This window comes from Streptomyces sp. NPDC020490 (assembly GCF_044335305.1).
GTDB lineage: Bacteria > Actinomycetota > Actinomycetes > Streptomycetales > Streptomycetaceae > Streptomyces.
Map to the genome: position 1 here is coordinate 82,350 of NZ_JBIRUY010000017.1, position 26,451 is coordinate 108,800.

The window sequence follows — 26,451 nt, forward strand, 5'->3', positions numbered from 1 at the left end:
GGCGCGCGCGTGCCACGGAGCGCCGCCTGTGCGGGCGCGCGCGTGCCTGCGCAGGCGTGGCGCGGCCGCCCGGCCTGGGCGTGAACGGTCCGCTGGACGCGCCCGTACCGGCGTGGGCGGCGCGGGAGTGGGCGGGCACGTCCGGGGTCGGCGGCGGCAGCGCATAGGCTGGGGCCGTTCACGCCTCGCATCCGGATCTTGGGGAGACAACGCATGGCACCCGGCCTTCCTACCGCCATGGACCGACCGCACTTCATCGGCATCGGCGGCGCCGGGATGTCGGGCATCGCCAAGATCCTCGCGCAGCGCGGGGCGAAGGTCGCGGGCAGCGACGCGAAGGAGTCCGCGACCGCCGAGGCGCTGCGCGCGCTGGGCGCGACCGTGCACATCGGGCACGCCGCCGAGCACCTCGCCGACGACGCGAGCTGCGTCGTGGTGTCCTCGGCGATCCGCGAGGACAACCCCGAGCTGGTCCGCGCCGCCGAACTCGGCATCCCGGTGGTGCACCGCTCCGACGCGCTGGCCGCCCTGATGGAGGACCGGCGCGCGATCGCCGTCGCCGGCACCCACGGCAAGACCACCACCACGTCGATGCTGGCGGTGTCCCTGACCGAGCTGGGCCTGAACCCGTCGTACGCCATCGGCGGCGACCTGGACGCGCCCGGCTCCAACGCCCTGCACGGCGACGGCGACATCTTCGTCGCCGAGGCGGACGAATCGGACCGCAGCTTCCACAAGTACGCCCCCGAGGTCGCGATCATCCTCAACGTGGAGCTCGACCACCACGCCAACTACGCCTCCATGGACGAGATCTACGAGTCCTTCGAGACGTTCGCCGACCGTATCGTCCCCGGCGGCACGCTGGTGATCTCCGCCGACCACGAGGGCGCGCGGGAACTGACGCGGCGGCTGGCCGGCTCGGTGCGGACGGTGACGTACGGGGAGGCGGAGGACGCCGACGTGCGCGTGCTGTCCGTCGTCGCCCAGGGTCTCAAGAGCGAGGTCACCGTCCTGCTGGACGGCCGGGAGCTCACCTTCACCGTCTCCGTCCCCGGCCGCCACTACGCCCACAACGCCGTCGCCGCGCTCGCCGCGGGCGCCGCGCTCGGCGTCCCGGACGACGGGCTGGCCCCCGCCCTGGCCGCCTACACCGGCGTCAAGCGCCGCCTGCAGCTCAAGGGCGAGGCGGCCGGCGTGCAGGTCGTCGACTCCTACGCCCATCACCCGACGGAGATGACGGCCGACCTGGAGGCCATGCGCGCCGCCGCCGACGGCGCCCGCATCCTCGTGGTCTTCCAGCCGCACCTGTTCTCCCGGACGCAGGAGCTCGGCACCGAGATGGGCCGCGCCCTGACCCTCGCCGACGCCTCCGTCGTCCTCGACATCTACCCCGCCCGCGAGGACCCGCTGCCCGGGGTGACCAGCGACCTGATCATCGAGGCGGCGCGGGCCGCGGGCGCGGACGTGACCGCGGTCCACGACAAGGACGAGGTGCCGTCGGTGATCGCGGGAATGGTCAAGCCCGGCGATCTCGTTCTGACCATGGGCGCGGGCGACGTCACCGACCTCGGCCCGCGCATCCTGGACCGACTTTCACAGTGAGGGGCTGAGGCTCATGTCGTACGACGTCGAGAAGCCGGACGAGCAGTGGCGAGCGGAGCTGACGCCGGCCGAGTACGCGGTGCTGCGCCAGGCCGGCACCGAGCCCGCCTTCGTCGGGGAGTACACCGACACCAAGGTGAAGGGCGTCTACTCCTGCCGCGCCTGCGGGGCCGAACTCTTCACCTCGGACACCAAGTTCGAGTCCCACTGCGGCTGGCCGTCCTTCTACGACCCGAAGGACAGCGACGCGGTCGAGCTCCTCGAGGACCGCTCGCACGGGATGGTGCGCACCGAGGTGCGGTGCGCCCGGTGCGGCTCCCACCTCGGGCACGTCTTCGAGGGCGAGGGGTACCCGACCCCGACGGACCAGCGCTACTGCATCAACAGCATCTCGCTGCGCCTGACGCCGGCCGAGGGCTGACCACCGAAGCGGGACGGCCACCTGGCGGGATCACCGCCAGGTGATCGACGCGATCGCCTACGAGTTCCAGGCAGTACGGGATGTGTCAGGTGCCAGGGCGGGCACGCCACGCGTTCTGGAGCGCCGGCTGCACGTCTTCCCCGAGCATCCGGTAGGACCGCCCGGCGCTTGCGCAGGTTGAGTGAGCCGGGGCCACGTACGCGGGTGCAGCGTACGGGCGCGTGGGGTGGGCAGTACGCGAAACCGATTCCTCACGTCGGGTGTTGAGCACGGGGCGGCGCATGGTGGCCGCCGCGGTGCGGTACCTGGAGAGGGGCGGTGGATGGACAGCGTCAACGGTGACGAGGCCTGGACCGGACAGACGGCAGAGGCGGACGATGAAGCGGTTCCGGCCGGGGTGTGGGAGCGGGAGCCCCATCCGTCGGACAGCCTGCGCACCTTCGGCGCGGTCGTGCAGGCATTGCGCGAACACGCGGGACTCAGCCGCGCCGAACTCGCGGCGCTGGTCCAGTACTCCAAACACACAGTGGAATCAATGGAGTTGGGTCGCCGGATGCCGGACAAGGCGTTCATTCAGCGCGCGGAGGAAGTGCTCGGCAACACCGGTGCGCTGCGCAAGGCCGCCCGCCATCTGACGCGGGGCGAGGCGGGCCTCGCGGCGTGGTTCCGGCGGTGGGCCCGGCTGGAGCGGGAGGCGGTGAGTCTGTGCACGTATGAATGCCGGTTGCTGCCAGGGTTGTTGCAGTCGGAGGCGTACGCGCGGGCGGTGTTCGACAACAGCATTCCGCTGCTGACCGATGAACAGACGGAGGCGCAGCTCACTGCCCGAATGGAACGGCAGACGATGCTGCGGGAGCGGGCGACCGTGCCGTTCAGCTTCATCGTGGAGGAGTCGGTCTTCCGGCGCGGGCTGGGCGGGCCACAGGTGCAGGCGAGCATGCTGGACCATGCGCTCGAGCTGACCGCGCCGCGCAACGTGACGCTCCAAGTGGTCCCATTGCAGCTTGAGTTCCACGGGTGCCTGGACGGGCCTGTCCAACTCGTGGAGACCTCGGAAGGGCGGCGACTCGGGTACTCCGAGGGCCAGCAGAACGGTCGGCTGATCGCCGACCCCAAAGAGGTGAGTCTGCTCTGCCGACGCTATGACACACTGCGCTCGCAGGCCCTCAACCCGAGAGAATCCCGGGACCTGCTGGAGCGACTGCGAGGAGAGCTATGAGCAGCGGTACGTCTGAACTCGCCTGGTTCAAGTCCAGCTACAGCGGCACCCAGGGCGACAGTTGCGTTGAGGTCGCGATCGCCGAACAGGCCGTACACATACGGGACTCCAAGGACGTGACCCGCCCGGCGTTCGCGGTGAGCCGGGAGCGCTGGGGGCAGTTCGTGCGGTTCGCGTCGGGGTACTGAGACACCCCGGGGCGACCGGCGGGCAGTCCGCCGGTCGCCCGCGGTGGTCAGCTCACGACCGGCGCCGGGGCGGCGCCGAACGGTACCGACGCGTGTGAGGTGACCGGGGCCGGGTGGCGCCACAGGCCCCGGCGGGTGAGTTCGGGCAGCACGCCCTCGCCGAACCAGTAGGCCTCCTCCAGGTGGGGATAGCCCGAGAGCACGAACTCGCTGATCCCGGCCGAGCGGTACTCCTCGATCAGGTCGGCGATCTCGGTGAACGAGCCCACCAGAGCGGTCCCGGCGCCGCCTCGCACCAGCCCGACGCCGGCCCAGAGGTTGGGGTAGATCTCCAGGTCGTCCTTCGAGCCGCCGTTGAGTTCGAGCATGCGGCGCTGTCCCTCGCCGCCCGAGCGGCGCAGTCCCGCCTGGATGCGGTCGATGTCGGCCTGGTCGATCCGGTCGAGCAGCCGGGCCGCCTCGGCCCACGCGGCCCCGGAGGTGTCCCTGGCGATGGTGTGCAGCCGGATGCCGTACCGGAGTGTCCGGCCGTGCTTCGCAGCCGCGGCGCGGACCCGGTTGAGCTTCTCGGCCACGGCGGCCGGCGGCTCACCCCAGGTGAGGTAGACGTCGGCGTGCCTGGCGGCCACCTCGATGCCCTCGGGCGAGGAGCCGCCGAAGTAGATCTCGGGCTGTGCGTCGGGGAGGTTGTTGAGGCGCGAGTTCTCCACCGACAGGTAGCGGCCCCGGAAGTCGACCGTCTCGCCCGCCCACAGCGCCTTGGCGATGGTCAGGAACTCGTCGCAGCGCGCGTAGCGCTCGGCCTTGGTGAGGAAGTCGCCGTACATCCGCTGCTCGTGGTCCTCGCCGCCGGTGACGATGTTGAGCAGCAGGCGGCCGCCCGAGAGGTTGACGAAGGTGCTCGCCATCTGGGCCGCGAGGTAGGGACCGACCGAGTCGGGGCGCAGCGCGACGAGGAACTTCAGCCGTTCCGACAGGGAGTTGACCATCGCGGTGGTCACCCAGGCGTCCTGGCACCACGCGCCCGTGGGCGTCAGCGCGGCTTCAAAGCCGAGCTGCTCGGCCGATCGCGCGATCTGCCCCAGGTAGGGCACGGACGCGGGCCGGCCGGCGGTCTCCGCGGCGAGTCCGTGGCCCCCTCCGATGATGTGGCGGCCGTCGCCGCCGTTGGTGGGGAGGAACCAGTGGAACTTCAGGTCGTTCACGAGTGCGTCTTTCGTTGTCGGGTCGGGTCGACGTACGGGGGCGGGCGCGTCGTCAGAGCTGGCCGTGCCGGGGCGGCAGGTGCCGCTCGACCGCCCAGCGGCCCAGGTGCTGCAGCTTCCACGCCGCCGGGTCGTGCAGGCTGTGGGTGCGGGCGTTGCGCCAGTGCCGGTCGAGCCCCTCGACGCTCAGCGCCGCCCGGGTTCCGGCGACTTCGAGAAGCCGTGAGCCCACCTCGACCGACACCCGCGTCGAGGAGGCGCGCGCGGCGGCGACGGCGAGGCTCGCCGCGGCGGCCGACTCCGCCGAGAGGTCGCCGTCGGCCGTGTCGACGGCACGCCCCGCCTCGGCCAGGAGCGCCTCCGTGCCGCGCACCGCCAGCTCCATCTCGCCGAAGGCGTGGACGACCACCGGGTCCTGCGCGGCGCGCTCGATGCCGTGGATCGCCACCGCGTCGGGGTAGGGACGCGACTTCGTCGTGACGAAGACGGCGGCGTCGTCGAGCGCCGCCCGCGCGATGCCGGTGTCGATGGCGGCGTGGATCAACTGGGCGAAGGAGCCGTACGTCGTGGGGCCGGTGAAGACCTCGGCGTAGTCGGTGATCCACTCCTCGCCCACCAGGACGTCCGTGAAGGTGGCCGTCCCCGAGGCGGTGGTGCGCTGGCCGACGGCGTCCCAGTCGTCGACGACCGAGACCCCGTCGGCACCGCGGCGCACCCATGCGACGTGCATCGGCCCGTCCGGCCCGAGATGGGCCAGCACGGGGATCCAGTCGGCGAACAGCGCGCCGGTGCAGTAGAACTTCGTGCCGTTGAGCCGCCACCCGTCCCCGTGCGGTTCGCGGGTCAGGGTGGTGCGGAAGTCCCGTACGTGCTTCGTGCCCAGCTCGGACTGGGCGTTGCCGAACCACCGGCCCGCCAGGACCTCGCCGAAGAGCCGCTCCTGCTGCGCCCGGCTGCCCTGGAGCCGCAGCTGGTTGACGTAGATGAAGTGGCTGAGCGGGATCTGGCCGAGGTTCGGGTCGGCCCGGCTGATCCGCCGTACCACCTCCGCCACGACCGACGCGGGAAGACCGGGACCGCCGAACGCGCGCGGGACGGTGATGGCCAGCAGGCCGCTGCCCGCCAGCCGGCGGAGCTCTTCGAACGGCAGGACCCGCTCGCGGTCGCGCGACGCGGCCCCCGCGGCGAACTCCTCGGCGAGCCGGGCGGCCGTGGCGAGCGCGCCTGCGGCGTCCAGCACCTCCACCCGGGCGGCCTCTCCGCTCAGCCCGCGCGAATCGGCCGGGTCGCCCGGCGCCCCGCCCGGCGCCTCGCCCTCGGCGGTCGCCGGAAGCCGGTCTTCCTGCAACGTCATGAGATGTGCACCCTTTCCCGGATCAGTGACTGGACGTCAGCGCGGTCTGTTCCGCCTCGGCCCAGCTGCGCGGGCCGCCCGTGAAGGCTCCGCGGTAACGGGCCGCCGGATGACGCTCGGAGAGCCGGTCCTGGCCGAACAGCTTGCGGCGCAGCGTGCCCTCGCCGTACTCGCTCTGGGCGAGGCCCCGCTCGCGCAGCACCGGCAGGACCTTGTCGGCGAACTCCTGGAAGGACCCGGGGATCACCCAGTTGATGACGTTGATGCCGTCGACACCGGCGGCCTGCCACAGCTCGACGGCGTCGGCGATCTGCTCGGGCGTGCCCACGATCACGGTGTCCTCGAGCCGCTGGATGGCCAGGTCGCCGACGGTCGGCTCGCGGTCGGTGATGTGCTTGCGCAGGTGCTCCAGGAAGCCCTTGACCGTGTTGGTGTCGACCTGGCTCAGCGGGGTGTCGGCGGGGTAGACCCGGCCGGCCTTGTCGACGATCGCGGAGTGCGCGGCGTAGCCGTCGGAGCTGACGTACTGCTGGTACCACGCGAACTTCTCGCGGGCCTCCTCCTCGGTGTCGCCGATGACGAAGGAGAGCCCCTGGTGGAAGGTGATGTCGTGCGGGTCACGGCCGTACGACACCGCGAGCGCGCGGGTCTCCTCGATCTGCCGGCGGGCGATCTCCGGCGTCGGGGCGATGAGGAAGACGGCCTCGGCGTTGCGGGCGGCGAAGTCGCGGCCCGGGCCCGACGAGCCGGCCTGGAAGAGCAGCGGTGTGCGCTGCGGCGAGGGGGCCGGGAGGAACGGGCCCTCGACGCGGTAGCGCGGCGAGGAGTGGAAGATCTTGTGGATCTTGCTCGGGTCGGCGTGCCGGCTGCCGGCCTTGTCCTGGACCAGTGCGCCGTCGTCCCACGAGCCCTCCCACAGCTTGTAGGTCACGTCGACGAACTCGTCGGCCCAGCGGTAGCGCTCGGAGTGGTCCTCCAGCGCCTCGTAGCCGAAGTTGCGGTAGCCGTTGTCCTGGGTGCCGGTGACGATGTTCCACGCGATGCGGCCCTTGGAGATGTGGTCCAGGGTGGTCAGCTGGCGGGCGAAGTTGGTCGGGTGCTGCTGGAATACGTTGCTGGTGACGGCCAGGCCGATGTGCTTGGTGTGCGCGGCCAGAGCCCCGACGAGCACGGCCGGGTCGTTGCTGGGGATCTGCAGGCCCTCGTTGACGTAGACCGAGTAGTCGGCCTCGGCGTCGCCGTAGAGGCCCACGACGTCGGCGAAGAACATCGAGTCGAACTTCGCTTCCTCGAGGATCCTGGCGAGGTCGATCCACGTCTCGACGTCGTTGAAGTTGTGCTGCTGGGCGTCCGGCCGGCGCCACTGGCCGTGGTGGATGTGGCTCGTCGTGTTCATCACGAAGGCGTTGAAGAACAGGCGCTTGCGCTGGGCGGGGGTGGTGTCGATGGTCATGAGGCACTCCTGTGCGGTGCGGTACCTGCGGTGTCGGGGGTGTGGTCGGTGGGGGTGTGGTCGGCGAGGGCGTGGTCGGTGAGGGTGTCGCCGCTCATGCCTGCGAGATCCGGGGGAGGGCGGTGAGGAGCCGCCGGGTGTAGTCGTGCCGAGGGCGTTCGAAGACGTCGTCCGCGGTGCCCGACTCGACGGCCTTGCCGTCCTTCATCACGAGGATCCGGTCGCTCATGTGGTGGATCACGCCGAGGTCGTGCGAGATGAAGAGGTAGGAGACGCCGAGCTCGTCCTGGAGGTCCGTGAGCAGGTCGAGTACCTGCGCCTGGATCGACACGTCGAGGGCCGACACCGGCTCGTCGCAGACGATGACGCCGGGCTCGGGGGCCAGCGCCCGTGCGATGGCGACGCGCTGGCGCTGGCCGCCCGACAGGCGCAGCGGGGCCGAGTCGAAGTGCTCCTCGCGGAGCCCGACCTGCTCCAGGAGCCTGACGGCCCGGCCGTGCGCCTCCGCACGCGAGGAGGGCGGGGTGGGCCCGGTGGCCAACGCGTCCGTGAGGATGCGCCCGACCGGCCACCGGGGGTCGAAGGAGCTCAGCGGGTCCTGGTAGACCACGCCGATCCGGTGGCGCAGCGGGCGGCGCTGCGCCTGGGTGAGGCTGGACCATGCCTGGCCGTGCAGCAGCACCTCGCCGGCGGTCGGGCTGATCAGGGACAGCGCGATCCGGGCGGTGGTGGTCTTGCCGGAGCCGGACTCGCCGACGATGCCGAGCGTCTCACCCGGGAAGAGCTCGAAGGAGACGTCGTCGACGACGGTGCGGTCGATCTTGTCCGGGCCGGTGTAGACCTTGGTGAGGTGGCGGGCGTCGATGACCGGGCGGTCCCGCTCGACCGCCCTGCGGGTGCGGACGGAGGGCGAGCCGGCGGCGTCGCCGTCGTCGGCGGCCGGCTTCACCAGCCGCCGGCCGCGGGTGTGCTCCGACGGCACCGCGTCGAGCAGCGCCTGGGTGTAGGGGTGCCGCGCGTTGCGCAGGATCTCGTGCGCGGGGCCCTGCTCGACGATCTCGCCGTCCTTCATCACCGCGATGTCGTCGGCGAGGCGGGCCACGACGGACAGGTCGTGGCTGATCAGGATGATCGCCCGGCCGCGTTCCTTGGCCTCGACGAGCAGGTCGAGGATCTGGGCCTGGACGGTGACGTCGAGCGCCGTCGTCGGCTCGTCGGCGATGAGCAGCGGCGGGTCCAGGGCGATCGCGCCGGCGATGAGCGTGCGCTGTCGCAGGCCGCCGGACAGCTCGTAGGGCCGCTGGCGCGCCTTCACCTCGGGCTCGGGCACGCCGACCGAGGCGAGGAGTTCGATCGCCCTGGCCTTGCGTGACGCCCTGGTGCCGACGCCGTGGAGCCTGAGCGGCTCCGCCACCTCGTCACCGACCTTGCGGAGCTGGTCGAGGGAGACGAGCGCGTCCTGGAGGACAAAGCCGATCTCCTTGCCCCGGATCCGGCGCCAGGCGCGTTCGCTCCGGCGGGTGAGGTCGAGGCCGTGGAGCGTCATCCGGTCCGCGGTCACCCGTGAGTCGCCGCCGGTGAGGCCGACCAGCGTGCGGGCGGTGACGGACTTGCCGGAGCCGGACTCGCCCACGATCGCCAGGCAGCGGCCCGGGCGGGCGGAGAAGGAGATGCCGTGGACGACCTCGCGGCCGCCGAACCGGACGCGCAGCCCCTCGACGCTGAGCAGCGGCGCGTCGAGCGGCGCATCGAGGGCCGGCCCGTCGGGGCGGGCGGACTGTCGGGCCACGGCCTTGTCGGTGCGGGTGTCGCCGGCTGCGGGTTCGGTGGTGGGCGCTGCGGGTCCGGTGGTGGGCGCTGCGGTTTCGGTGGTGGGCGGCGAGACGGTCATCGGGCCGCTCCTTCCAGTCGCTGTCGGATCGCCCGGCCGAGGGTGGTGACCGAGATGGCGAAGAGGACGATCACGAGGCCCGGGAGGACCTCGAGCCACCACTGGGTGGTGATGTAGTTGCGCCCGGAGTCGAGGAGCGCGCCCCACTCGGGGCTCGGCGGCGGGACGCCCAGGCCGAGGAAGGCCAGGGACGAGGCCCACACGATGGACTGTCCGACGCCGAGGGTGACGACCGCGACCAGCGGGCGCATGGCGTTGGGGAAGAGGTGGTGGCGCAGGACCGTCCACCTGCTGTGCCCCAGGGCGTGGGCCGACTCGATGTAGCCGGCCTGGCGCACGTTGAGCACCTGGCCGCGCACCATGCGGGCGTAACCCGGCATGGAGCTGATCCCGACCGCGATGATCGACGTCTTGACCGACGGCCCGAAGACGGAGATCACGAGCAGTGCCGCGAGCAGGGACGGGAAGGCGAAGAGGACTTCGAGGACGCGGGTGACGACCGTGTCCACCAGGCCGCCGGCGAGCGCCGAGACGAAGCCGAGCACGATGGCCAGGCCCATGGCGATCGCGGTGGCGCCGAGGCCGATCCCGAGGGAGAGCCGGGTGCCGTGGACGACCCGGCTGAAGACGTCGCGGCCGGCCTCGTCGGTGCCGAAGAGGTGGTGCCACGACGGCGCGGCGAGGGCGTCGGTCAGTTCGACGTGGGTCGGCGTCGTGGTGGCGAGCACGCCGGGCGCCACGGCGGCCAGCACGACGAGCGCTGTGAACACGGCCGAGAGGGCCGCGCCGGGACCGAGGCCGAGGCTCCGGCGGACGGCCCGCCGGGGCTCGGCCGCCTCCGCGCCGACCGGGTCGGGGCTGACCGGGTCGGGGCTGACCGGGTCGGGGCTGAGCGAGACGGTGGTCATGAGGCACGCAACCTTGGGTCGATGGCGGTGTAGGCGAGGTCGACGAGCAGGTTGGCGACGACGTAGATCACGGCGACGACCACGACGACTCCGGCGACGGTCGGGACGTCGCGCGTGCCGACCGCGGTGTTGAGGACCATGCCGATGCCGGGCCGCCCGTAGATGTTCTCCACGATGACCGCGCCCGAGACGAGCGCGCCGAGCGCCCAGCCGGACAGGGTGACCGCCGGCAGCACCGCGTGCCGCAGGGCGTGCCGGAGACGTACGGCGGTGTCGCTCATGCCACGGGTACGGGCGGTGGTGACGAACGGCTGGTCGAGGACCTTGTCGAGCTCGTCACGGATGACCTGCCCGAGGAAGCCGCTGAGCGGGATCGCCAGGGTGAGCACCGGGAGGACGAGGCCCGAGGCGCCCGAGCCGCTGATGACGGGGAAGACCGGGATCTTCACCGCGAACACCACCAGCAGGATGACGCCCACCCAGTAGTGCGGCAGGCTCGCGGTGAACGCCTCGAAGACCGAGCCGAGTCCCTCCAGGGCCCGTCCGCGCTTCACGGTGAGCAGCGAGACCGCGAGCGCGATCACCCAGGCCACGACGAGCGCCGAGACGGTCAGCACGAGACTCGGCACGATCTGGGCGCCGATCACCCGCGTGACCGGCTGGTACTGCGTGTAGGAGGTGCCGAGGTCGCCCTTGAAGAAGCCGCCGAGGTAGTGCAGCCACTGGGAGACCAGCGGGTGGTCGAAGCCGAACTCGTGCCGCACCGGCGCCAGTTCGGCCGCGGAGTAGTTCTGCTGCTTGCCGTTGCGCATGTTCAGGATCGCCGTCGCGCGGTCGCCCGGGATGAGGATCTGGGCGAACCAGGCCAGGGAGGCCGCCGCGAGGAGCACGCCGACCGCCGAGACGGTCTTGACGGCGGCCCTGCGGGCGGCCCGCGCGGTCGCCCACGCGGGTCGCCTCGGCGTCGTGACCGACGCCGGGTCAGGGGTGATGGCAGTCATGACAGACCTCGAATCACTGCTTGCCGGTGAAGTACGCGTCGGAGAACACCGGTTCGCCCTGGCTCTTCTCGACCCAGAAGCCGTGCAGCTTGTCCGAGACGGCGATCAGCGTGTTCTGGGTGTAGAGCCCGACGCCTGCCGCGTCGTCATTGATGATCTTCTGGGCCTGCTTGTACTGGCCGAAGCCGGCGGCGGTGTCGGTGTTCGTGTTGGCCCTGTCGATCAGCCGCGTGAGCGTGGAGTTGTTGTAGAACGACTGGTTGTTGCCGTTCGGGTTGTCCTTGGTGGACTCACGCCAGACGATCCAGAGGATCGCCGGGCTGGGGCTGGTCCAGTACGACGCCTGGGCGTCGTAGCCGTCCGGGCCGCTGTACTTGCCGCCCCACGACTCGGCCTGCGTGGCGGGGACGAGGGTGACGCCGAAACCGTTCTGCTTCCACTGCTCCTGGAGCGCCTGCAGGACGGTCGCGCCCTCGCTGGTGAAGATGTAGCCCGGGCCGTAGACGAGCCGGATCCGCAGCTTCTGGCCGCCCTTGGCGTAGATCCCGTCGGCGCCCTTCTTCCAGCCGGCCCGCTTCAGCAACTGGGCGGCCCTGCCGGGGTTGTAGGGGTACGGGTCGGTGCCGAGGTAGCCGGGGGTCGACTGCGAGACCGCGGGGTTGGGCTCGTAGGGGATCACGCCGTGGAAGCCCGCCTTGACCGCGGCCTCGCGGTCGGCGGCGTAGGCGAAGGCCTGCCGGACGAGCTTGTCCCTGAACGGCCCCTTGGCGGTGTTGAGGTAGAACGAGACCGGGTGACCGGGGGTGATGTAGCGGATCGTGTTCTTGAACTTGGCCTGGGCGTCCTTCCAGTTGACGGTCGGGACCTCGTACACCACGTCGGACTGGCCGGTGGTGAGCGAGGCGTAGCGGGAGGTGCCGTCGGCGACGAACTTCCAGTCGATCCTGTCGACGTACGCCGGGCCGTGGTGCTTCGCGGTCGCGGGCCACGAGGTGTAGTGGGGGTTCCGCTTGAAGACGACGTTCTGGCCCTTGTTCCACTTCTCGACCGTGAAGGCGCCGGAGCCGATCGGCCGCTCGCAGTTCTGCTCCTTCGTCCGGGTCTTGAGCGCGTGCTCGGACTGGATGCCGAAGTAGCCCTGCGTGATCAGGCGGAGGAACTCGGGGTAGGGCTTGGTGAGGTGAATGGCGACGTGGGTCGCGTCGATGGCCTCGGCGCTCTTGAAGTACGGGTCGATCGACACCTTGGCGGTGCCGTTGAGGTCGCTCTTCTCGAACTGGTTGAAGTTGTAGGCGACGGCCTCGGCGTCGACCGGGGTGCCGTCGGTGAACTTCACGCCGTCCTTGAGGGTGAAGGTGTAGGTCAGGCCGTCGGCCGAGGTCTTCCACGAGGTGGCCAGCCACGGCTTGACGCTGCCGTCCTCGGCCTCGGTCACCAGGCCGTCGAGGACCTGGCGGGAGATGTAGGCCTGCTGGATCCAGCCGCCGAAGATGCAGGGCGGCTCCTGGACGTGCGTGTAGGTGATCGTGCCGCCCTGGACGGGCTTGCCGCCGGTGCCGGCGGCGGAGCCGCTGCCGCCGCCGCAGGCTGCCAGCGTGAGACTCGTGAGTACGGCGCCGACGGAGACGGCGGCGAGACGGGGTCGGGTGAAGTGGGTCATCAGCCGGCTTTCTCTGCAAGGGGGTTGGGTGTGGGGAGCGGGTCCGAGATGCCCCCGGGGCGGGGGAGGTTCCTGCGGCCGCGGTAGCGGGTGGCGGGGTGGCTGGGGAATCAGGCAGCGGCGAGGACGCGGTGCCGGGCGGTGAGCGCGGACGAGAAGGCGTCGGCGACCCGGTAGACCTCGCGGGCGGTGTCCTCCTGGACGGTGACCGCGCCGTCCGGGGCGACCGCGATGTGCTTGTCGACCACGAACCAGCCGGGCAGTACATGGTCGGCGCCCATGGAGGTGAGCACCGGCCTCAACGCGTAGTCCACGGCCAGCACATGGGCCGGGCTGCCGCCGGTGGCCAGGGGGAGCACCGCCTTGTCCGCGAGGGCGTACTGGGGCAGCAGGTCCAGGAGGGTCTTGAGCAGACCGGAGTAGGCGGCCTTGTAGACGGGTGTCCCTATCACCACACCGTCGGCCTGCTCGAACAGCCGGGCCGCGCCCTGGATCGCGGGGTGGCCGAAATCGGCCCCCAGCAGCGCCTCGGGGGGCAGCGTGCGCACGTCGAGCGGGATCACATGGTGTCCCTGCCCGGCCAGGCGAGCGTCGAGGTGGCGCAGCAGGCGACCGGTGCGGGAGGTCGGGGACGGGCTTCCCGAGACGGAGAGCACGGTGGGCATGAGAGGGCTCCTTCACAGAGGGCAGGGCGGTGGCGCGCACGGGAACGCCGGCCGTGGGCTGCCCTCCCGCACCGGCCGAGGCGGCGGAAACGGGCAGGTCACGGTCGCGTGAGGGGATGGAGGGAAGGCACGCCGGACCGGCGGAGGGTCAGGAAGCGCGCCGCCCGGCCGCGGGCAGGCGAAACCTGGGGGTCACGGCGGGAAAGCGCGAGAAGAGGACTCGCTCAGCGGGCGGCGCGAGGCGAACAGAGGCCGCTGGACACACGCACGAGGTCGACATGGCGTCGACGCGTGAGGTCCTTGCGCTGGTTCATGTGAAGGATTTAAGCAGACGATGCACCGATCGGTCGAGGTAAACCGTGTTAAGGATCCGTGATGCCTTGATAGGGTTCCCCTTTCATGCGGATCGAACAGCTCGAGTACCTCCAGACCGTCGCCCGGCTCGGCTCCCTGCGCCGCGCCGCCGAGGCGCTGCACCTGTCGCAGCCCGCGCTCAGCGAGACCGTGCGCAATCTCGAACGCGAACTCGGCGTCGACCTGCTGGACCGCCACCGTTCGGGAGCCCGCACCAGCGATGCCGGCCGCGAACTGCTGCCGCACATCGCCGCGGTCCTGGAGGCCGTGGACCGGCTGCGCCAGGCCGCCGACCACCAGCACCAGGTCAGCCGGATGGTCAGGCTCGGCACGGTGCATGCCGCGACCGTCCCGCTGCTCGTCCCCGCCGTCCAGGACTTCCGCGCCGCACACCCGCAGACCCAGGTCGAAGTCGTCACCGCCCAGCAGGCCGACATCCACCGGATGCTCGCCGAGGGCGGCCTCGACCTGGGCCTCGTCAACTACCTCACCGGCGACGACCTGCCGCCCGACCTGGACTCCACCCAACTGCTGCGCGGTCGCCCCGTCGTCTGCCTGCACCCCGGCAGCCCCCTGGCCGCGCACTCCGCCGTCAGCACCGACGCCCTGCTGCGCGAGCCCCTGATCGTCATGCGGGCCGGCTATGTGATGCACCGTTACATCCACCGGCTGCTGCGCGGCCGCACCCCGGTCTTCTCCTATTCGACCGACGGCGCCGAGATGGGCAAGCTCATGGTCGCCGAGGGCCTGGGCGCCACCGTACTGCCCGACTTCAGCGTCATCGGCGACCCGCTGGAACGCAACGGCGTGATCACGTGGCGCCCGCTCGCCGACGCGGAGAAGGACACGGAGGTGGTGATGGTCGCGGAGCGCCGCCGCTCCGGTTCGTACGCGCGGGCCGTCCGCGATCTGCACGACACCCTGCTGGAGCGGGCCCGGCTGTACCGGCGCTGACGCCCCCGCCCCCGCCCGGCCCTCCTGGACTTCCCCGCTGCGGCCCTCGTGCGGCCCCGGACGGTGGTGCGGGCGGCGGGTCGCGGGCGGCGGTGGGGGCGGCGGTGCGGGCGCCGGGCCGCGGGCGGCCGTGGGGGCGCCGGGTCGCGGGTGGTGGTCGGGGCGGCGGTGGGGGCGGCGGGCCGCGGTGATCCCGCGTTGTGGCGTGGGTCACCTCGGTTTACGGTGAAGATGCTTGGAGGAGACTTCGCCGGTACGGGCCGAGAGGCGGCACGTGACCGGGCCGGCTCCGGGTGAGGGAAGTGATCCGGTTGTCCGTCGCCTGGGACGACATAGGCGGACTCGTCGATGCCCATGAACGTTTTCTGAGCGGGGCGCCCGTCGAGGCGGACGTCCGCGGCCCGGTGCTGGAGTCCTGGAAACGCTGCCGGTCGGCCGGGCTCCAGCCGCATCGGCTGCACATCCCCCGTGCGCCGGACCCGGCGCTGGACGACCGGTTCCTGCGCGCGGCGGACCCGGTACTGCGGGAGCTGGCGGCATCGCTGACGGACGTCGGCATGGCGATCGCGCTGTGCGACGCGTACGGCCGGATGGTCCGGCGGCTCGGCGGGGACCTGCGGCTGCGCGACCGCCTCGACCAGGTCCGGTTCGCGCCAGGGTTCGACGCCTCCGAGGCGGTGGCCGGCACCAACGGCATCGGCACCGCGCTCGCCGAGCGCAGCCCCGTCTACGTCGTCGGCCGCGAGCACTTCGCCGACTGCCTGCAGCCGTTCGCCTGCGCCGGCGCCCCGGTCCGCGATCCGCTCAGCGGACGCATCGAGGCCGCCGTCGACCTCACCTGCCTGCGCGACCAGGGCGACCCGGTCATGCAGCGGCTGGTCCACGCCGCCGCCCAGCACATCGAGTCACGGCTGCTGGAGCAGGCCACGCAACGGGAGCGCGCGCTGCTGGCCGCGTACCGGCGGGCCGGCGCGCAGGCGGGCGAGTGGCCGGGACAGCCGGAGGTGCCGGGCGGCGAGGGCCGGCTGAGCCGCCTCGACCTGGCGGTGCTACGGGAACGCGCCGAGGAGCTGATCGCGTCGCCGCACCGCACCCTCGACGAGGTCACCCTGCCCGACGGACGCGTCGCCGCCCTGCTGCGCCGGCCGGTCCAGGGCCTCTCGGGGGAGACGGGCGTCGCCGTCGAGGCCCGCGTCCTCGGGAGCCCCAGCCCGATCACCCTCGACGTCACGCCGCCGCCTCCGGTCGTCGGGCCGACGCCGGAGCCGGCCCGGACCCCCGTCGTCGTACGGGCCGTCGTCCCGCCGCTCCCGGCCGGGCCTCCGCAGCCGTCGGGGCCGTCGGGGCCTTCGGAGCCGCCCGGGAACCTCGCGGACGGGGTGGGCGCGGGCGACGACGGGCGGCGGCTGGTGCTGGTCGGGGAGCCCGGCGTCGGGCGGCTGGCCGTCCTGGCGCGCCGGCGGCTGGAGCTGCTGCACGAGGCCGGGGGACGGATCGGCACCACCCTCGACGTCACGCGCACCGCCGAGGAGCTGACCGAGGTGGCCGTGCCGCGGTTCGCCGACCTCGCAACCGTCGACCTGCCGGACGCGGTGCTGCGCGGCGAGGAACCGGGACCGCTCGGCGCGGGCACGCGGCTGCGCCGGGTCGCCGTGACCGCCGGGGGCGAGACGCCGCACCCGTACGGCGTCGGCGAGCAGGTCGTGTACGAGGCCGCCGCCCCGCAGGCGCGCAGCCTGGAGAGCACGCAGGCGGTGCTGGAGCCCGAGCCGGGCGACCGCACCGGCCGGCAACCGCTGCCGCCCGTGTCCGTGCCCGGCCTGCACTCTTTGATCACCGTGCCGCTGTCGGCGCGCGGCGCGATCCTCGGCGTGGTCAGCTTCTACCGCTGCGCGCAGCCCGCGCCCTTCGAGGACGACGACCTGTCACTCGCCCAGGAGCTCGCCGGCCGCGCCGCGATCTGCGTCGACAACGCCCGCCGCTACACCCGCGAACACCACACCGCCCTCGCCCTGCAGCGCAGCCTGCTGCCGAAGGGGCGGCCCGAGCAGAGCGCGGTCGAGGCCGCCTACCGCTACCTGCCCGCGCGGGCAGGCGTCGGCGGCGACTGGTTCGACGTCATCCCGCTGTCCGGGGCCCGCGTCGCGCTGGTCGTCGGCGACGTCGTCGGTCACGGACTGCACGCCGCCGCCACCATGGGCCGGCTGCGCACCGCCGTGCACAACTTCTGCTCCCTCGACCTGCCGCCCGAGGAACTCCTCACCCACCTCGACGACCTGGTCGCGCGGCTCGACCGGTGCGAGGGCTGGGCGGTGGGCGGCGCCCAGGCGGACTCCGGGATCGTCGGGGCGACCTGCCTGTACGCCGTCTACGACCCGGTGTCCCGGCGCTGCTGCCTCACCCGCGCCGGACACCTGCCGCCCGCGGTCGTGGGCCCCGACGGGGCCGTCGAGTTCCTCGACCTGCCCTCCGGGCCGCCGCTCGGACTCGGCGGCATGCCCTTCGAGATGGTCGAGCTGGAGCTGGCCGAGGGCAGCCAGCTGGTGCTCTACACCGACGGGCTGGTCGAGGACCGGGTGCACGACATCGACGTCGTCCTGCAGCGGCTGCACGAGGTGCTGGCGGTGCCCGGCCGGGCACCCGAGGACACCTGCGAGGCAGTGCTGGACGCGCTGCTGCCGGTCAGACCGAGCGACGACGTGGCCCTGCTCGTCGCCCGCACCCGCGCCCTGGGGCCGGAGCAGGTCGCCCAGTGGGAGCTGCCCTGCGACCCGGCGGTCGTCTCCCGTTCCCGCGCCGCGGTCATCGGGCAACTCACCGTCTGGGGCCTGGACGACCTCGCCTTCACCACCGAACTGGTCGTCAGCGAACTGGTCACCAACGCCATCCGTCACGCCACCGGCCCCGTCCAGCTACGCCTCCTCCGTGACCGCGCGCTGATCTGCGAGGTCGCCGACGGCAGCAGCACCGCACCCCGCCTGCGCCGCGCCCGCACCGAGGACGAGGGCGGCCGCGGCCTGTTCCTGGTCGCCCGGCTGACCGAGCGGTGGGGGACGCGGTACACCGCCGACGGCAAGGTGATCTGGACGGAACAGCGGCTGCCCTGACGCCTGATCAGGAACCTGCCTGTCTTCACCTGTCTGTCTTCACCTGTCTGTCTTCACCTGTCTGTCGTCACCTGTCTGTCGTCACCAGACTGTCGTCACCAGCCGGTCAGCAGCAGGTGGTTGACCAGCAGGGCGAGTGAGGCCTGGGCCGCGAGCCAGCCGCGCCGTCCGGGCAGGAACGCGCAGGCCGGCAACAGCCACCAGGCGAACGGCAGCCAGATGCGTTCCGTCTCCGCCTTGCTCATCCCGGACAGGTCGGCGACCAGGAGTGCGAGCAGCGCTGCGGCGACCAGCAGCCCCAGCCGGACGGCGCCGGCTCCCGTCCTGCCGGGCTCGGTCACCGCCCCGGCGGGCTCAGGAGTGGTCCCGGCGGGCTCAGGAGTGGGCTCAGGAGTGGTCCCGCCGCGGCGCGCATCGGCGGCCTTCGCCCGGCCGGACGTGAAAGCCGCCCCCGTGTGCCGCAGCCTCGCCGCCGTCCGCCGCAGTCCCGCCGCCGTCGCCGGGCCCACGACGAACACCGTGCAGGCCAGGTTCGCCCACACCCAGTAGCCGTACGGCCTTACCCCGCCTGCTCCTTGGTGGTACCGGATGACCAACAGGCGGTACGCCGCCCACCAGTCGAAACCGAGCGCGGTGAACACGGCCGGGACGACGGCGAGTCCGGCCGGCAGGAGGGCGAGCAGGGAGATCGGCGGGCGGGTGCGGCGGGAGCCGAGCAGCAGCACGGCCGCGGCGATCACGGCGAACAGGGTGAGGCCGTAGGAGAGGTAGGCGGTCAGCCCGAACAGCAGGCCCGAGGCGAACCCGGTCGCGCCCGGCCGGTGCCCCGTGACCGCCAGGGCCAGCAGTGCCACCGCCCAGGCGGCGACCGCCGCGAAGTAACCGTCGGCCGAGGTGCCCACCCACACCGCGCCCGGGGCCAGGGCGAGGAAGGGCGCGGCGCGGCGGGCCGGCCGCTCCGCGACCAGCGCCCGTACGGCGACCAGGACCGCGGCCGGCGCGGTCGTGCCGACGGTGATGACGAAGACGCCCGCCCAGCCGCCACCCCCCAGGCCGATCCGGTCGAGCAGCACGAAGGTGACCGTGGCCGCGGGCGGGTGCCCGGCGACGTGCGCGGGCCAGTTGCCGGGCGCGTCGATGAGGATGTGGTGGGTGAAGTCCCGCAGGGCGGCGGGGATGTCGTGGAAGCGGCCGACGGCCCGGAGGTACTCGTTGCGCGTCGTGAGCTGCTCGGCGACCCCCCGGTACCAGCCGTCGACGAGGGCGAGGGACCACGTCCAGGCCGCCGCCGCCCCCCACACCGCGAACAGCAGCCGCCGCCACGGCAGTCGGGCGGCGAGCGGTACGCCGTACGCGATCACCGCGACCGCCACGGCGACCGCGGCCGGCGTACCCGGGCCGACGTGCGGTTCCCAGGTCGCGAGGAGCGGTGGCCGGCCGACGCGGAGCGAGCCGGTCCGGTCCTCCAGGGCGTCGCCGACCAGCACGGCGGCCACGACCAGCAGCGCGGCGGCCCCGACGGCGTACAGGTCCCGGCGGAGGGCCGGTCCGTGGCCACCGCGGGCGTCGTCACCGGGGAGAACGTCGTTGGGTGGAACGTCGTTGGTCAGAACGTCGTCGGGGGCATCGTCGGGGAGGGCGCGGTTCACGTCGTGAACGCTAGGGCCGGGGGCCGGGTCCGGCTCGCTGACATGGGCGGACGTCAGAGTTTCGTCATGGTTCGGCCCCCCTGCGCGGGGGGCCCGCGGACCTACGGTCGGGGTATGAGACGGACTCCCTTCTCGCCCGACTTCTGGCGCAGCCCGGTGCGTGGTCCCTGGTTCACCTCGGTGCTCGGCCTCGTGCTGCTCGGCGGTGTCACGGTGCTGTTCGTGACGGGCCTGCTGTCGTACGCCGCGTACAACCCGGACCTGTCCCCGGTCAACGACAAGACCCCGGACAAGGGCATCCTCGGCTTCTACCTCTTCTCCTGGCCGACCCACCCGCACTGGCTGTACCGGCTCACCCAGGGCGTCCACGTCACCCTCGGCATCGCGCTGATCCCCGTACTGCTGGCCAAGCTGTGGTCGGTCGTGCCCCGGCTGTTCGCGCTGCCGCCCGCCCGGTCCCTCGCGCACGCGCTGGAACGGATCTCGCTGCTGCTCCTGGTCGGCGGCGGCCTGTTCGAGTTCACCACCGGCGTGCTCAACGTCCAGCTGGACTACGTCTTCCCCGGCTCCTTCTACCCCCTGCACTTCTACGGCGCCTGGGTGTTCTTCGCCGCGTTCCTCGCGCACGCCGTGCTGAAGACCCCGGCCGCGGTGCGGGGGCTGCGGCAACTGCGCTCCGAAGGGGGTGAGTTGACGTCACCGCGACCCGCCGAGCCGACGGTGTCCCGGCGGGGTGCGCTCGGGCTGGTCGGGGGCGGCTCGCTGCTGCTGTTCGCGACGACCGCCGGGCAGACCTCCGACGGGCTGCGGTGGACCGCCCTCCTCGCGCCGCACGGCGGCGGTGAACCGGCCGCGGGCCCGGGCGGTTTCCAGATCAACAAGACGGCCGCGCGTGCGGGCATCCGGGCGGCCGAGACCGGCGAGGACGCCTGGCGGCTGGTGCTGACCGGACGCGCCGGGACGGTCCGGCTCGCCCGGTCGGAACTGCTGCGGCTCCCGCTGCACAGTGCGGCGCTGCCGATCGCCTGCGTGGAGGGCTGGTCCACCTCCGACCAGTGGTGGCGCGGGGTGCGGCTGCGCGACCTCGCCGCCCTGGTCGGACACGACGACCCCGCCGACGTTCTCGTGGAGTCGCTGCAGCGGCACGGCGCCTTCCGCCGGGCCGCCCTGCGCGCGAACCAGGTCGCCGACCCCCGCTCCCTGCTCGCCCTGTTCGTCAACGGCGAGGAACTGACCCCCGACCACGGCCACCCGGCGCGGATCATCGTGCCCGCGGCACCCGGTGTGCTCAACACCAAGTGGGTGGCCCGGATGACCTTCGGAGACCTGTGATGCGGAGACCTGCGATGCGGAGACCTGTGATGCGGAGACCTGTGATGCGGAGACCTGTGAGGCGCCGCCTCGGGAACGTCATCGGCAGTCCGCTGCGACTCCTGCTGCTCGGCGGCTCGTTCGCCCTCGCCGGCTACGCGGGCCTGCGGCTGGTCGGGTCCGCGGGGGACTGGCCCGGTGTCGTGCTGTGGGTGGTGGGGGCGGCGTTGCTGCACGACCTGGTGCTGCTGCCGCTGTACGCGGCGGCGGACCGGGCCCTGGTGCGGGCGGTGGGCCGCAGGCGGACGTGGGCCGGGTACGTCCGGGTGCCGGCGGCCCTCTCCCTGATGCTGCTGCTGGTGTGGTTCCCGCTGATCAGCGGGCAGGTCGCGGAGCGCTACGCCTCCGCCACCGGCCTGTCCCCGGACGGCTTCCCCGCCCGCTGGCTGCTGGTGACGGCCGCGCTGTTCGGCGGCTCGGCGCTGCTGTTCGCGCTGCGCCTGCGCAGGGCGACGAAGCAACGGCCGCCCGCCGTCCACTGAGCGTCGGCACGCCAGCCCGCCCGGCCCGCGAGCCGCAGCAGGGCGGGTGTGCCGAGCCGCGCCCACGGGAAGGGGCGGCCGGCTCTGCCGCGGGCGTCGGTGACGCGCACCCTCACCCGCTCGTCGACGTCCGGACCGGGCACCGTCTCGGCGATCAACAGGCCGCCGGGTGACAGGAGTAGGGCCACGCGGTCGAGGAGGGCGCGCGGGTCGCCGCCGATGCCGACGTTGCCGTCGATCAGCAGGGCGGTGCCCCAGCGGCCCTCGCCGGGCAGCGGATCGAAGACGGAGCGGCGCAGCGCCTGACCGCCGAGGGCCACCGTGCGGGCGACGGCGGCCTCGCTCACGTCGATGCCCAGCACCGGTCGGCCCCGCGCGGCCAGCGCCGCGACCAGGCGGCCCGGCCCGCAGCCGACGTCCAGTACCGCGCCCTCGCAGCGCCGCAGCACCTCCAGGTCGGCCGCGTCCGCGTCCGCGCACCAGCGCTCCACCTCCAGGGGGAGCAGCCAGCCGTCGGCCCGGCGCAGGAAGAGGGGACCCCGGCCGCTGCGCAGGGCGTCGGAGTACGGGTCGGCGGACCAGGGCCCCTGCTCGCCCGCCCACCCGCCCGGCTCCGGGCCGGGTCCCCCGGCCGTTCCAGGCACGGTGGCGGCGGTGACGACTCCCGACGCGGCAGCCGGCATCGTCCCGGCTGCCGCGGCCAGGACCGCACCCGCCGCGGTGGCCGGGACCGCCGCTCCCGTTGCGGTGGCCGGGAGCGTTCCTGCCTGCCGCCCGATGAGTGCCATCGGCCGGCCGGTGCCGCCGCTCGTGGTGGGGGACGCCGTGTCACCGGCGTCACCAGCGTCTCTCCCCCTGGCACCGCTCACCCGGACACCGCCCCGAGACGCGCTCGTACCGCGGCGAAGCGGCTGCCGGGTGCCGCCTCGGCCACGGCGTCCGCGTCCCGCACGGTGTCCACGTCACGCAGCCGTGGCAGCTCCCGCACCCGCAGTCCCGCGAGCCGGGCGCGCTGCGCGGCGCCGGTGTGCGGCGTCGACATGGGCACGCCGCGCAGCAGCGCCGGATCGGGGTCCGCCAGACCCAGCGCCCAGAAGCCGCCGTCCTCGGCGGGGCCGAAGCAGGCGTCGCATTCGGTGAAGTCGACGGAGACGGTGAGGAGTTCCGGGGTCACCTGGGGCGTGTCCATGCCGATCAGCAGCGCCGGGCCGTCGCAGCCCGCGAAGGCCGCGGCGAGCCGTTCGTCGAGGCCGCCCGCGCACTGCGGCACCACCTCGAAGCCGGCCGGCAGCCAGGTGCCGGGCTCTCCGTCCAGCACCAGCACCCGGCGCCGGGCGGGCGTCCGCGCGACCGCGTCCAGGGTGTCCGCGAGCGCCGCCTCCGCGAGCTTCGCGGCCTGATGCGGGGTGAACGGCGGCGTCAGCCGGGTCTTCACCCGCCCCGGCCGGGGTTCCTTGGCGATGACCAGGAGCGTGGTCACGCGGCGCCTCCTTCACCGGCCGGCCCGCCGAACGGGTCGGCGGCCCGGTCGGTGAGCACCCGGCTCATGTCGTGCACCGCCTGCCAGGTGCCGCGCCAGGTCCCGGTCACCTTGGAGGAGCCGGTACGCGGGCGGTACGGGATGTCGTACTCGGCGATCCGCCAGCCCGCGTCGGCGGCGCGGACCACCATCTGCAGGGGGTAGCCGCTGCGCCGGTCGGACAGGCCGAGGGCGAGCAGCGGCTCGCGGCGGGCGGCGCGCAGGGGGCCGATGTCGTGCAGGCGCAGACCGGTGCGGCGGCGCAGCAGGCGGGCGATGGCGAGGTTGCCGGCCCGGGCGTGCGGAGGCCAGGCGCCGCGCGTCTGCGGGCGCCGCCTGCCCAGCACCAGGTCGGCCTCGCCGGCCAGGATCCGCCGGACGAACGGCACCAGGCCGGCCGGGTCGAGGGAGGCGTCGCAGTCGCAGAAGCACACGATGTCGGCCGTCGAGGCGGTCAGGCCCGCGTGGCACGCGGCGCCGAAGCCGCGCCGCTCCTCGTGCACGACGTGCGCGCCGAGGTCGCGGGCGACGCGGGCGGAACCGTCGGTGGAACCGTTGTCCACGACGAGCGCGCGCCAGCCGGGCGGGATGCGGCGCAGCACCCAGGGCAGGGCCGCGGCCTCGTCGAGACAGGGCAGGACGACGTCCACGGACGCCGTGACCGGTACTGAGGCGGAAGAGGTTGTCACCCCTCTCACCCTACGAACGCGAAACGGGCGAATCGGGCGCGGGCTCCTTACGGAAAAAGGACGTCGCGGCCCCGCGTCGGCATCGCCCCGCGCGCGGTGCGAGGCTGGCGTCATGGAGCAGCAGCCGAACGCACCCGGCGGGGCCCGGATCCTCGTCGTGGACGACGACCCCACCGTCGCCGAGGTCGTCACCGGATACCTCGACCGGGCCGGATACGTCGTCGACCGGGCCGGCGACGGCCCCGGCGCCCTCGCGCGGGCCGCAGCGCACTGGCCCGACCTCGTCGTCCTCGACCTGATGCTGCCCGGCATGGACGGCCTGGAAGTGTGCCGGCGGATGCGGGGCCGCGGTCCGGTGCCGGTCATCATGCTCACCGCGCGCGGCGACGAGGACGACCGCGTCCTCGGTCTGGAGGTGGGCGCCGACGACTACGTCACCAAGCCCTTCAGCCCCCGCGAACTCGTGCTGCGCGTCGAGTCCGTGCTGCGCCGCACGCGGCCCGTGCGGCCCTCCGGCGTCCTGCGCGCGGCCGGCCTGAGCGTCGACCCGGCGGCCCGCCGCGCCGTCAAGGACGGTGCCGAACTCGCGCTGACTGTACGGGAGTTCGACCTGCTCGCGTTCTTCCTGCGGCACCCCGGCCGGGTCTTCGGCCGCCAGGACCTGATGCGCGAGGTGTGGGGCTGGGACTTCGGCGACCTGTCGACCGTCACCGTCCACGTCCGCCGGCTCCGCGGCAAGGTCGAGGACGACCCGGCACGCCCCCGCCTGATCCAGACGGTATGGGGCGTCGGCTACCGCTTCGACGGCCCCCCGCCGCCGGCCGCCTCCGGCGCGCCCGACGCCTCCGGCGCGTCGGGGGTGTCCGGAGCTTCCGGAGCGTCCGACGGATCCCGGGCATCCGCGGCCCCCGGAGCGTCCGGAGCGTCCGGGGCACCCGAGGTGTCGGAGGTGTCCGATGCCTCCGGCGCGTCTGGGGTGTCCGGCGTTCCCGGAGCACCCATCGGATCCGGGGCGTCCGGCGTATCCGGGGCGTTCGACGCATCCGGGGCTTCCAAGGCGTCCTGGGTCTCCGACGCGTCCTGGGTCTCCGACGCCTCCGACGCCTCCGATGCCTCCGGCGTGTCTGGGGTGTCCGGAGCTTTCGGGGCGTCCGACGGATCCGGGGCCTCCGGGGAGTCGAAGGCGTCCGCGGCCTCTGACGGATCCAAGGCATCCGAGACCTCCGGGATATCCGAGGCTTCCGGAGCGTCCGACGGATCCCCCCGGGCGTCCGGAGTGTCCGGAGTGTCCGGAGCGTCCGGAGCGTCCGGGGCACCCGAAGTGCCCGAGAGGTCCGACGCCTTCGGAGCGTCCACGGTGTCCGACGGATCCGGGGCGTTCGACGCGCCCGACGCGCCCGAAGGGGCCGAGGTGTCCGGAGCGGTGGGAGCGGTGGGAGCGTCCGGGGCTTCCGAAGCGTCCGCGGCGTCCGACGCGTTCGACGGATCGGACGCGTCCGGGGCGTCCGGCGTATCCCGAACCCCCCACGCACCCCGAGCGGAGGCGTGACCGTGCGGGACACTCTGCTCATCGCCCTGTTCGCCTTTCTCGGTGCCGGCGCGGCCGGGCTCCTCGGGGCCTGGGTGCTGCTGATGATCCGGCGGCGCTCGCTCGTCGCGCACCTCGCCGTGGTCGCCGGTGTCGCCGTCACCGCGATGCTCGCGGGCACGCTCGCGGTCGCGCAGGCGATGTTCCTGTCCGGGCACGACCTGCGCGTCGTCACGACCGTCGTCGCGATGGCCGCCGTGGTCTCCCTCGCCACCGCCCTGTTGCTCGGCCGCTGGGTCGCCGCCCGCAGCCGGGCCCTCGCGCTCGCCGCCCGCTCCTTCGGCGACGGCGGCGACTTCACCTCGCCCGACGGCCCCGCCGCCGCCGAACTCGCCGCAGTGAGCAGGGAGTTGGAGGCCACCAGCGCCAGGCTCGCCGAGTCCCGCGAACGTGAGCGCGCCCTGGAGTCCTCCCGCCGCGAGCTCGTCGCCTGGATCTCCCACGACCTGCGCACCCCGCTCGCCGGACTGCGCGCGATGTCCGAGGCCCTGGAGGACGGCGTCGCCGTCGACCCGGCCCGCTACCTGAGGCAGATGCGCACCGAGGTCGAACGCCTCAACGACATGGTGGGCGACCTCTTCGAACTCTCCCGCATCCACGCCGGCGCCCTGACCCTGTCCGTCTCCCGGATGTCCCTGTACGACCTCGTCGGCGACGCCCTCTCCGGAGCGGACGCCCTCGCCCGCGAGCACGGCGTACGGCTCGTCGGCGACCGCATCGAGCCGGTGCCGGTCGAGGTGGACGGCAAGGAGATGAGCCGCGTCCTCGGCAACCTGCTGGTCAACGCGATCCGCCGCACCCCGGCCGACGGCACGGTCGCCGTCGCCGCGCAGCGCTCGGCCGACGGTGTGGTGGTGTCCGTGACCGACGGCTGCGGCGGCATCCCCGAGGAGGATCTGCCCCGTGTGTTCGACACCGGCTGGCGCGGCACCCACGCCCGGACGCCGCCCGCCGGGGCGGGACTCGGCCTCGCCATCGTCCGCGGCATCGTCGAGGCCCACCAGGGCCGGGCCGGCGTGCGCAACATCCCCGGCGGCTGCCGTTTCGAGGTGACCCTGCCCGCGGCCCCGACCTGAGCGCGCACCCCGGACGTGAGCGCGTACCCCGGACGTGAGCGCGCACCCCGGACGTGAGCGCGTACTCCGGACCTGAGCGCGCACCCCGGACGTGA

General features: G+C 73.2%; 21 protein-coding genes and 1 pseudogene. 9 read left to right on the plus strand and 13 right to left on the minus strand.

Features of this window, described 5'->3' with window-relative positions; translation table 11 throughout:
- Positions 1-213: 213 nt before the first annotated feature.
- The 4 genes from murC (at position 214) to ACH4ZX_RS19470 (ending at position 3,430) form a co-directional block, all read left to right on the plus strand.
- On the plus strand, positions 214-1,602 hold the full coding sequence (gene murC, locus ACH4ZX_RS19455) for a UDP-N-acetylmuramate--L-alanine ligase (protein ID WP_398273855.1): 1,389 nt from the start codon (positions 214-216) through the stop codon (positions 1,600-1,602).
- A 13-nt stretch (positions 1,603-1,615) separates the two neighbouring features.
- Positions 1,616-2,023, plus strand: coding sequence for a peptide-methionine (R)-S-oxide reductase MsrB (gene msrB / locus ACH4ZX_RS19460; protein ID WP_398273858.1), 408 nt, complete (start codon positions 1,616-1,618; stop codon positions 2,021-2,023).
- A gap of 322 nt (positions 2,024-2,345) precedes the next feature.
- Positions 2,346-3,242 carry a Scr1 family TA system antitoxin-like transcriptional regulator gene (locus ACH4ZX_RS19465; protein ID WP_398273861.1) on the plus strand — a complete coding sequence of 299 codons (897 nt, stop codon included), beginning with the start codon at positions 2,346-2,348 and terminating at the stop codon, positions 3,240-3,242.
- A complete protein-coding gene (locus tag ACH4ZX_RS19470) occupies positions 3,239-3,430 on the plus strand; it encodes a DUF397 domain-containing protein (protein ID WP_398273864.1) in 192 nt (63 codons plus the stop codon). Before ACH4ZX_RS19465 ends, ACH4ZX_RS19470 begins: the two co-directional genes overlap by 4 nt.
- 47 nt (positions 3,431-3,477) lie before the next feature.
- Here ACH4ZX_RS19470 and ACH4ZX_RS19475 read toward each other — a convergent pair whose 3' ends face one another.
- The 9 genes from ACH4ZX_RS19475 to ACH4ZX_RS19515 all read right to left on the minus strand — a co-directional run bounded on the left by ACH4ZX_RS19475 (position 3,478) and on the right by ACH4ZX_RS19515 (position 13,881).
- Positions 3,478-4,635 carry an LLM class flavin-dependent oxidoreductase gene (locus tag ACH4ZX_RS19475; RefSeq protein ID WP_398273867.1) on the minus strand — a complete coding sequence of 386 codons (1,158 nt, stop codon included), beginning with the start codon at positions 4,633-4,635 and terminating at the stop codon, positions 3,478-3,480.
- A 52-nt stretch (positions 4,636-4,687) separates the two neighbouring features.
- Complete coding sequence (locus ACH4ZX_RS19480; RefSeq protein WP_398273870.1) at positions 4,688-5,989, minus strand: SfnB family sulfur acquisition oxidoreductase; 1,302 nt, start codon at positions 5,987-5,989, stop codon at positions 4,688-4,690.
- Positions 5,990-6,011: 22 nt separating this feature from the next.
- Positions 6,012-7,442, minus strand: coding sequence for an NtaA/DmoA family FMN-dependent monooxygenase (locus tag ACH4ZX_RS19485; RefSeq protein WP_398273873.1), 1,431 nt, complete (start codon positions 7,440-7,442; stop codon positions 6,012-6,014).
- A 94-nt stretch (positions 7,443-7,536) separates the two neighbouring features.
- Positions 7,537-9,333, minus strand: coding sequence for a dipeptide ABC transporter ATP-binding protein (locus tag ACH4ZX_RS19490; protein WP_398273875.1), 1,797 nt, complete (start codon positions 9,331-9,333; stop codon positions 7,537-7,539).
- A complete protein-coding gene (locus ACH4ZX_RS19495) occupies positions 9,330-10,241 on the minus strand; it encodes an ABC transporter permease subunit (RefSeq protein WP_398273878.1) in 912 nt (303 codons plus the stop codon). Before ACH4ZX_RS19495 ends, ACH4ZX_RS19490 begins: the two co-directional genes overlap by 4 nt.
- Positions 10,238-11,242 (minus strand): ABC transporter permease, encoded by a 1,005-nt coding sequence (locus tag ACH4ZX_RS19500; RefSeq protein WP_398273881.1) that lies wholly within the window; start codon positions 11,240-11,242, stop codon positions 10,238-10,240. The genes ACH4ZX_RS19495 and ACH4ZX_RS19500 overlap by 4 nt, the downstream gene beginning before the upstream one ends.
- 13 nt (positions 11,243-11,255) lie before the next feature.
- Positions 11,256-12,902, minus strand: coding sequence for an ABC transporter substrate-binding protein (locus ACH4ZX_RS19505; protein ID WP_398273884.1), 1,647 nt, complete (start codon positions 12,900-12,902; stop codon positions 11,256-11,258).
- A 110-nt stretch (positions 12,903-13,012) separates the two neighbouring features.
- Positions 13,013-13,567, minus strand: coding sequence for an NADPH-dependent FMN reductase (ssuE, locus tag ACH4ZX_RS19510; RefSeq protein ID WP_398273886.1), 555 nt, complete (start codon positions 13,565-13,567; stop codon positions 13,013-13,015).
- Positions 13,568-13,791: 224 nt separating this feature from the next.
- Entirely contained in the window at positions 13,792-13,881 is a 90-nt protein-coding gene (locus tag ACH4ZX_RS19515) for a putative leader peptide (protein WP_351891410.1), read from the minus strand.
- Positions 13,882-13,966: 85 nt separating this feature from the next.
- Between ACH4ZX_RS19515 and ACH4ZX_RS19520 the strand changes: the two genes are divergently transcribed.
- Together ACH4ZX_RS19520 and ACH4ZX_RS19525 are read left to right on the plus strand one after the other, a co-directional pair.
- The gene (locus ACH4ZX_RS19520; RefSeq protein ID WP_398273889.1) at positions 13,967-14,875 is read left to right on the plus strand and encodes a LysR family transcriptional regulator; all 909 of its coding nucleotides are present in this window, start codon (positions 13,967-13,969) and stop codon (positions 14,873-14,875) included.
- A 302-nt stretch (positions 14,876-15,177) separates the two neighbouring features.
- Positions 15,178-17,982 (plus strand): SpoIIE family protein phosphatase, encoded by a 2,805-nt coding sequence (locus ACH4ZX_RS19525; RefSeq protein ID WP_398273892.1) that lies wholly within the window; start codon positions 15,178-15,180, stop codon positions 17,980-17,982.
- Positions 17,983-18,077: 95 nt separating this feature from the next.
- On the opposite strand, the gene ACH4ZX_RS19530 is transcribed toward ACH4ZX_RS19525, so the two are convergent.
- Positions 18,078-19,592 carry a hypothetical protein gene (locus ACH4ZX_RS19530; RefSeq protein ID WP_398274023.1) on the minus strand — a complete coding sequence of 505 codons (1,515 nt, stop codon included), beginning with the start codon at positions 19,590-19,592 and terminating at the stop codon, positions 18,078-18,080.
- A 153-nt stretch (positions 19,593-19,745) separates the two neighbouring features.
- On the opposite strand from ACH4ZX_RS19530, the gene ACH4ZX_RS19535 reads away from it, so the two are divergent.
- Entirely contained in the window at positions 19,746-20,963 is a 1,218-nt protein-coding gene (locus ACH4ZX_RS19535) for a molybdopterin-dependent oxidoreductase (RefSeq protein WP_398273895.1), read from the plus strand.
- 376 nt (positions 20,964-21,339) lie between these two features.
- Here ACH4ZX_RS19535 and ACH4ZX_RS19540 read toward each other — a convergent pair whose 3' ends face one another.
- The 3 genes from ACH4ZX_RS19540 to ACH4ZX_RS19550 all read right to left on the minus strand — a co-directional run bounded on the left by ACH4ZX_RS19540 (position 21,340) and on the right by ACH4ZX_RS19550 (position 23,701).
- Positions 21,340-22,167: a class I SAM-dependent methyltransferase gene (locus ACH4ZX_RS19540; protein WP_398274025.1), complete on the minus strand. Its 828-nt coding sequence runs from the start codon at positions 22,165-22,167 to the stop codon at positions 21,340-21,342.
- Positions 22,168-22,349: 182 nt separating this feature from the next.
- Positions 22,350-22,964 carry a DUF2064 domain-containing protein gene (locus tag ACH4ZX_RS19545; protein ID WP_398273898.1) on the minus strand — a complete coding sequence of 205 codons (615 nt, stop codon included), beginning with the start codon at positions 22,962-22,964 and terminating at the stop codon, positions 22,350-22,352.
- Positions 22,961-23,701, minus strand: a complete 741-nt coding sequence (locus tag ACH4ZX_RS19550; protein ID WP_398273900.1) for a glycosyltransferase family 2 protein — start codon at positions 23,699-23,701, stop codon at positions 22,961-22,963. The genes ACH4ZX_RS19545 and ACH4ZX_RS19550 overlap by 4 nt, the downstream gene beginning before the upstream one ends.
- A gap of 103 nt (positions 23,702-23,804) precedes the next feature.
- Between ACH4ZX_RS19550 and ACH4ZX_RS19555 the strand changes: the two are divergent.
- Together ACH4ZX_RS19555 and ACH4ZX_RS19560 are read left to right on the plus strand one after the other, a co-directional pair.
- Positions 23,805-24,500: pseudogene (locus tag ACH4ZX_RS19555) on the plus strand (response regulator transcription factor); the annotation flags it as partial.
- A 743-nt stretch (positions 24,501-25,243) separates the two neighbouring features.
- Positions 25,244-26,356, plus strand: coding sequence for a sensor histidine kinase (locus ACH4ZX_RS19560; protein ID WP_398273903.1), 1,113 nt, complete (start codon positions 25,244-25,246; stop codon positions 26,354-26,356).
- Positions 26,357-26,451: the final 95 nt, after the last annotated feature.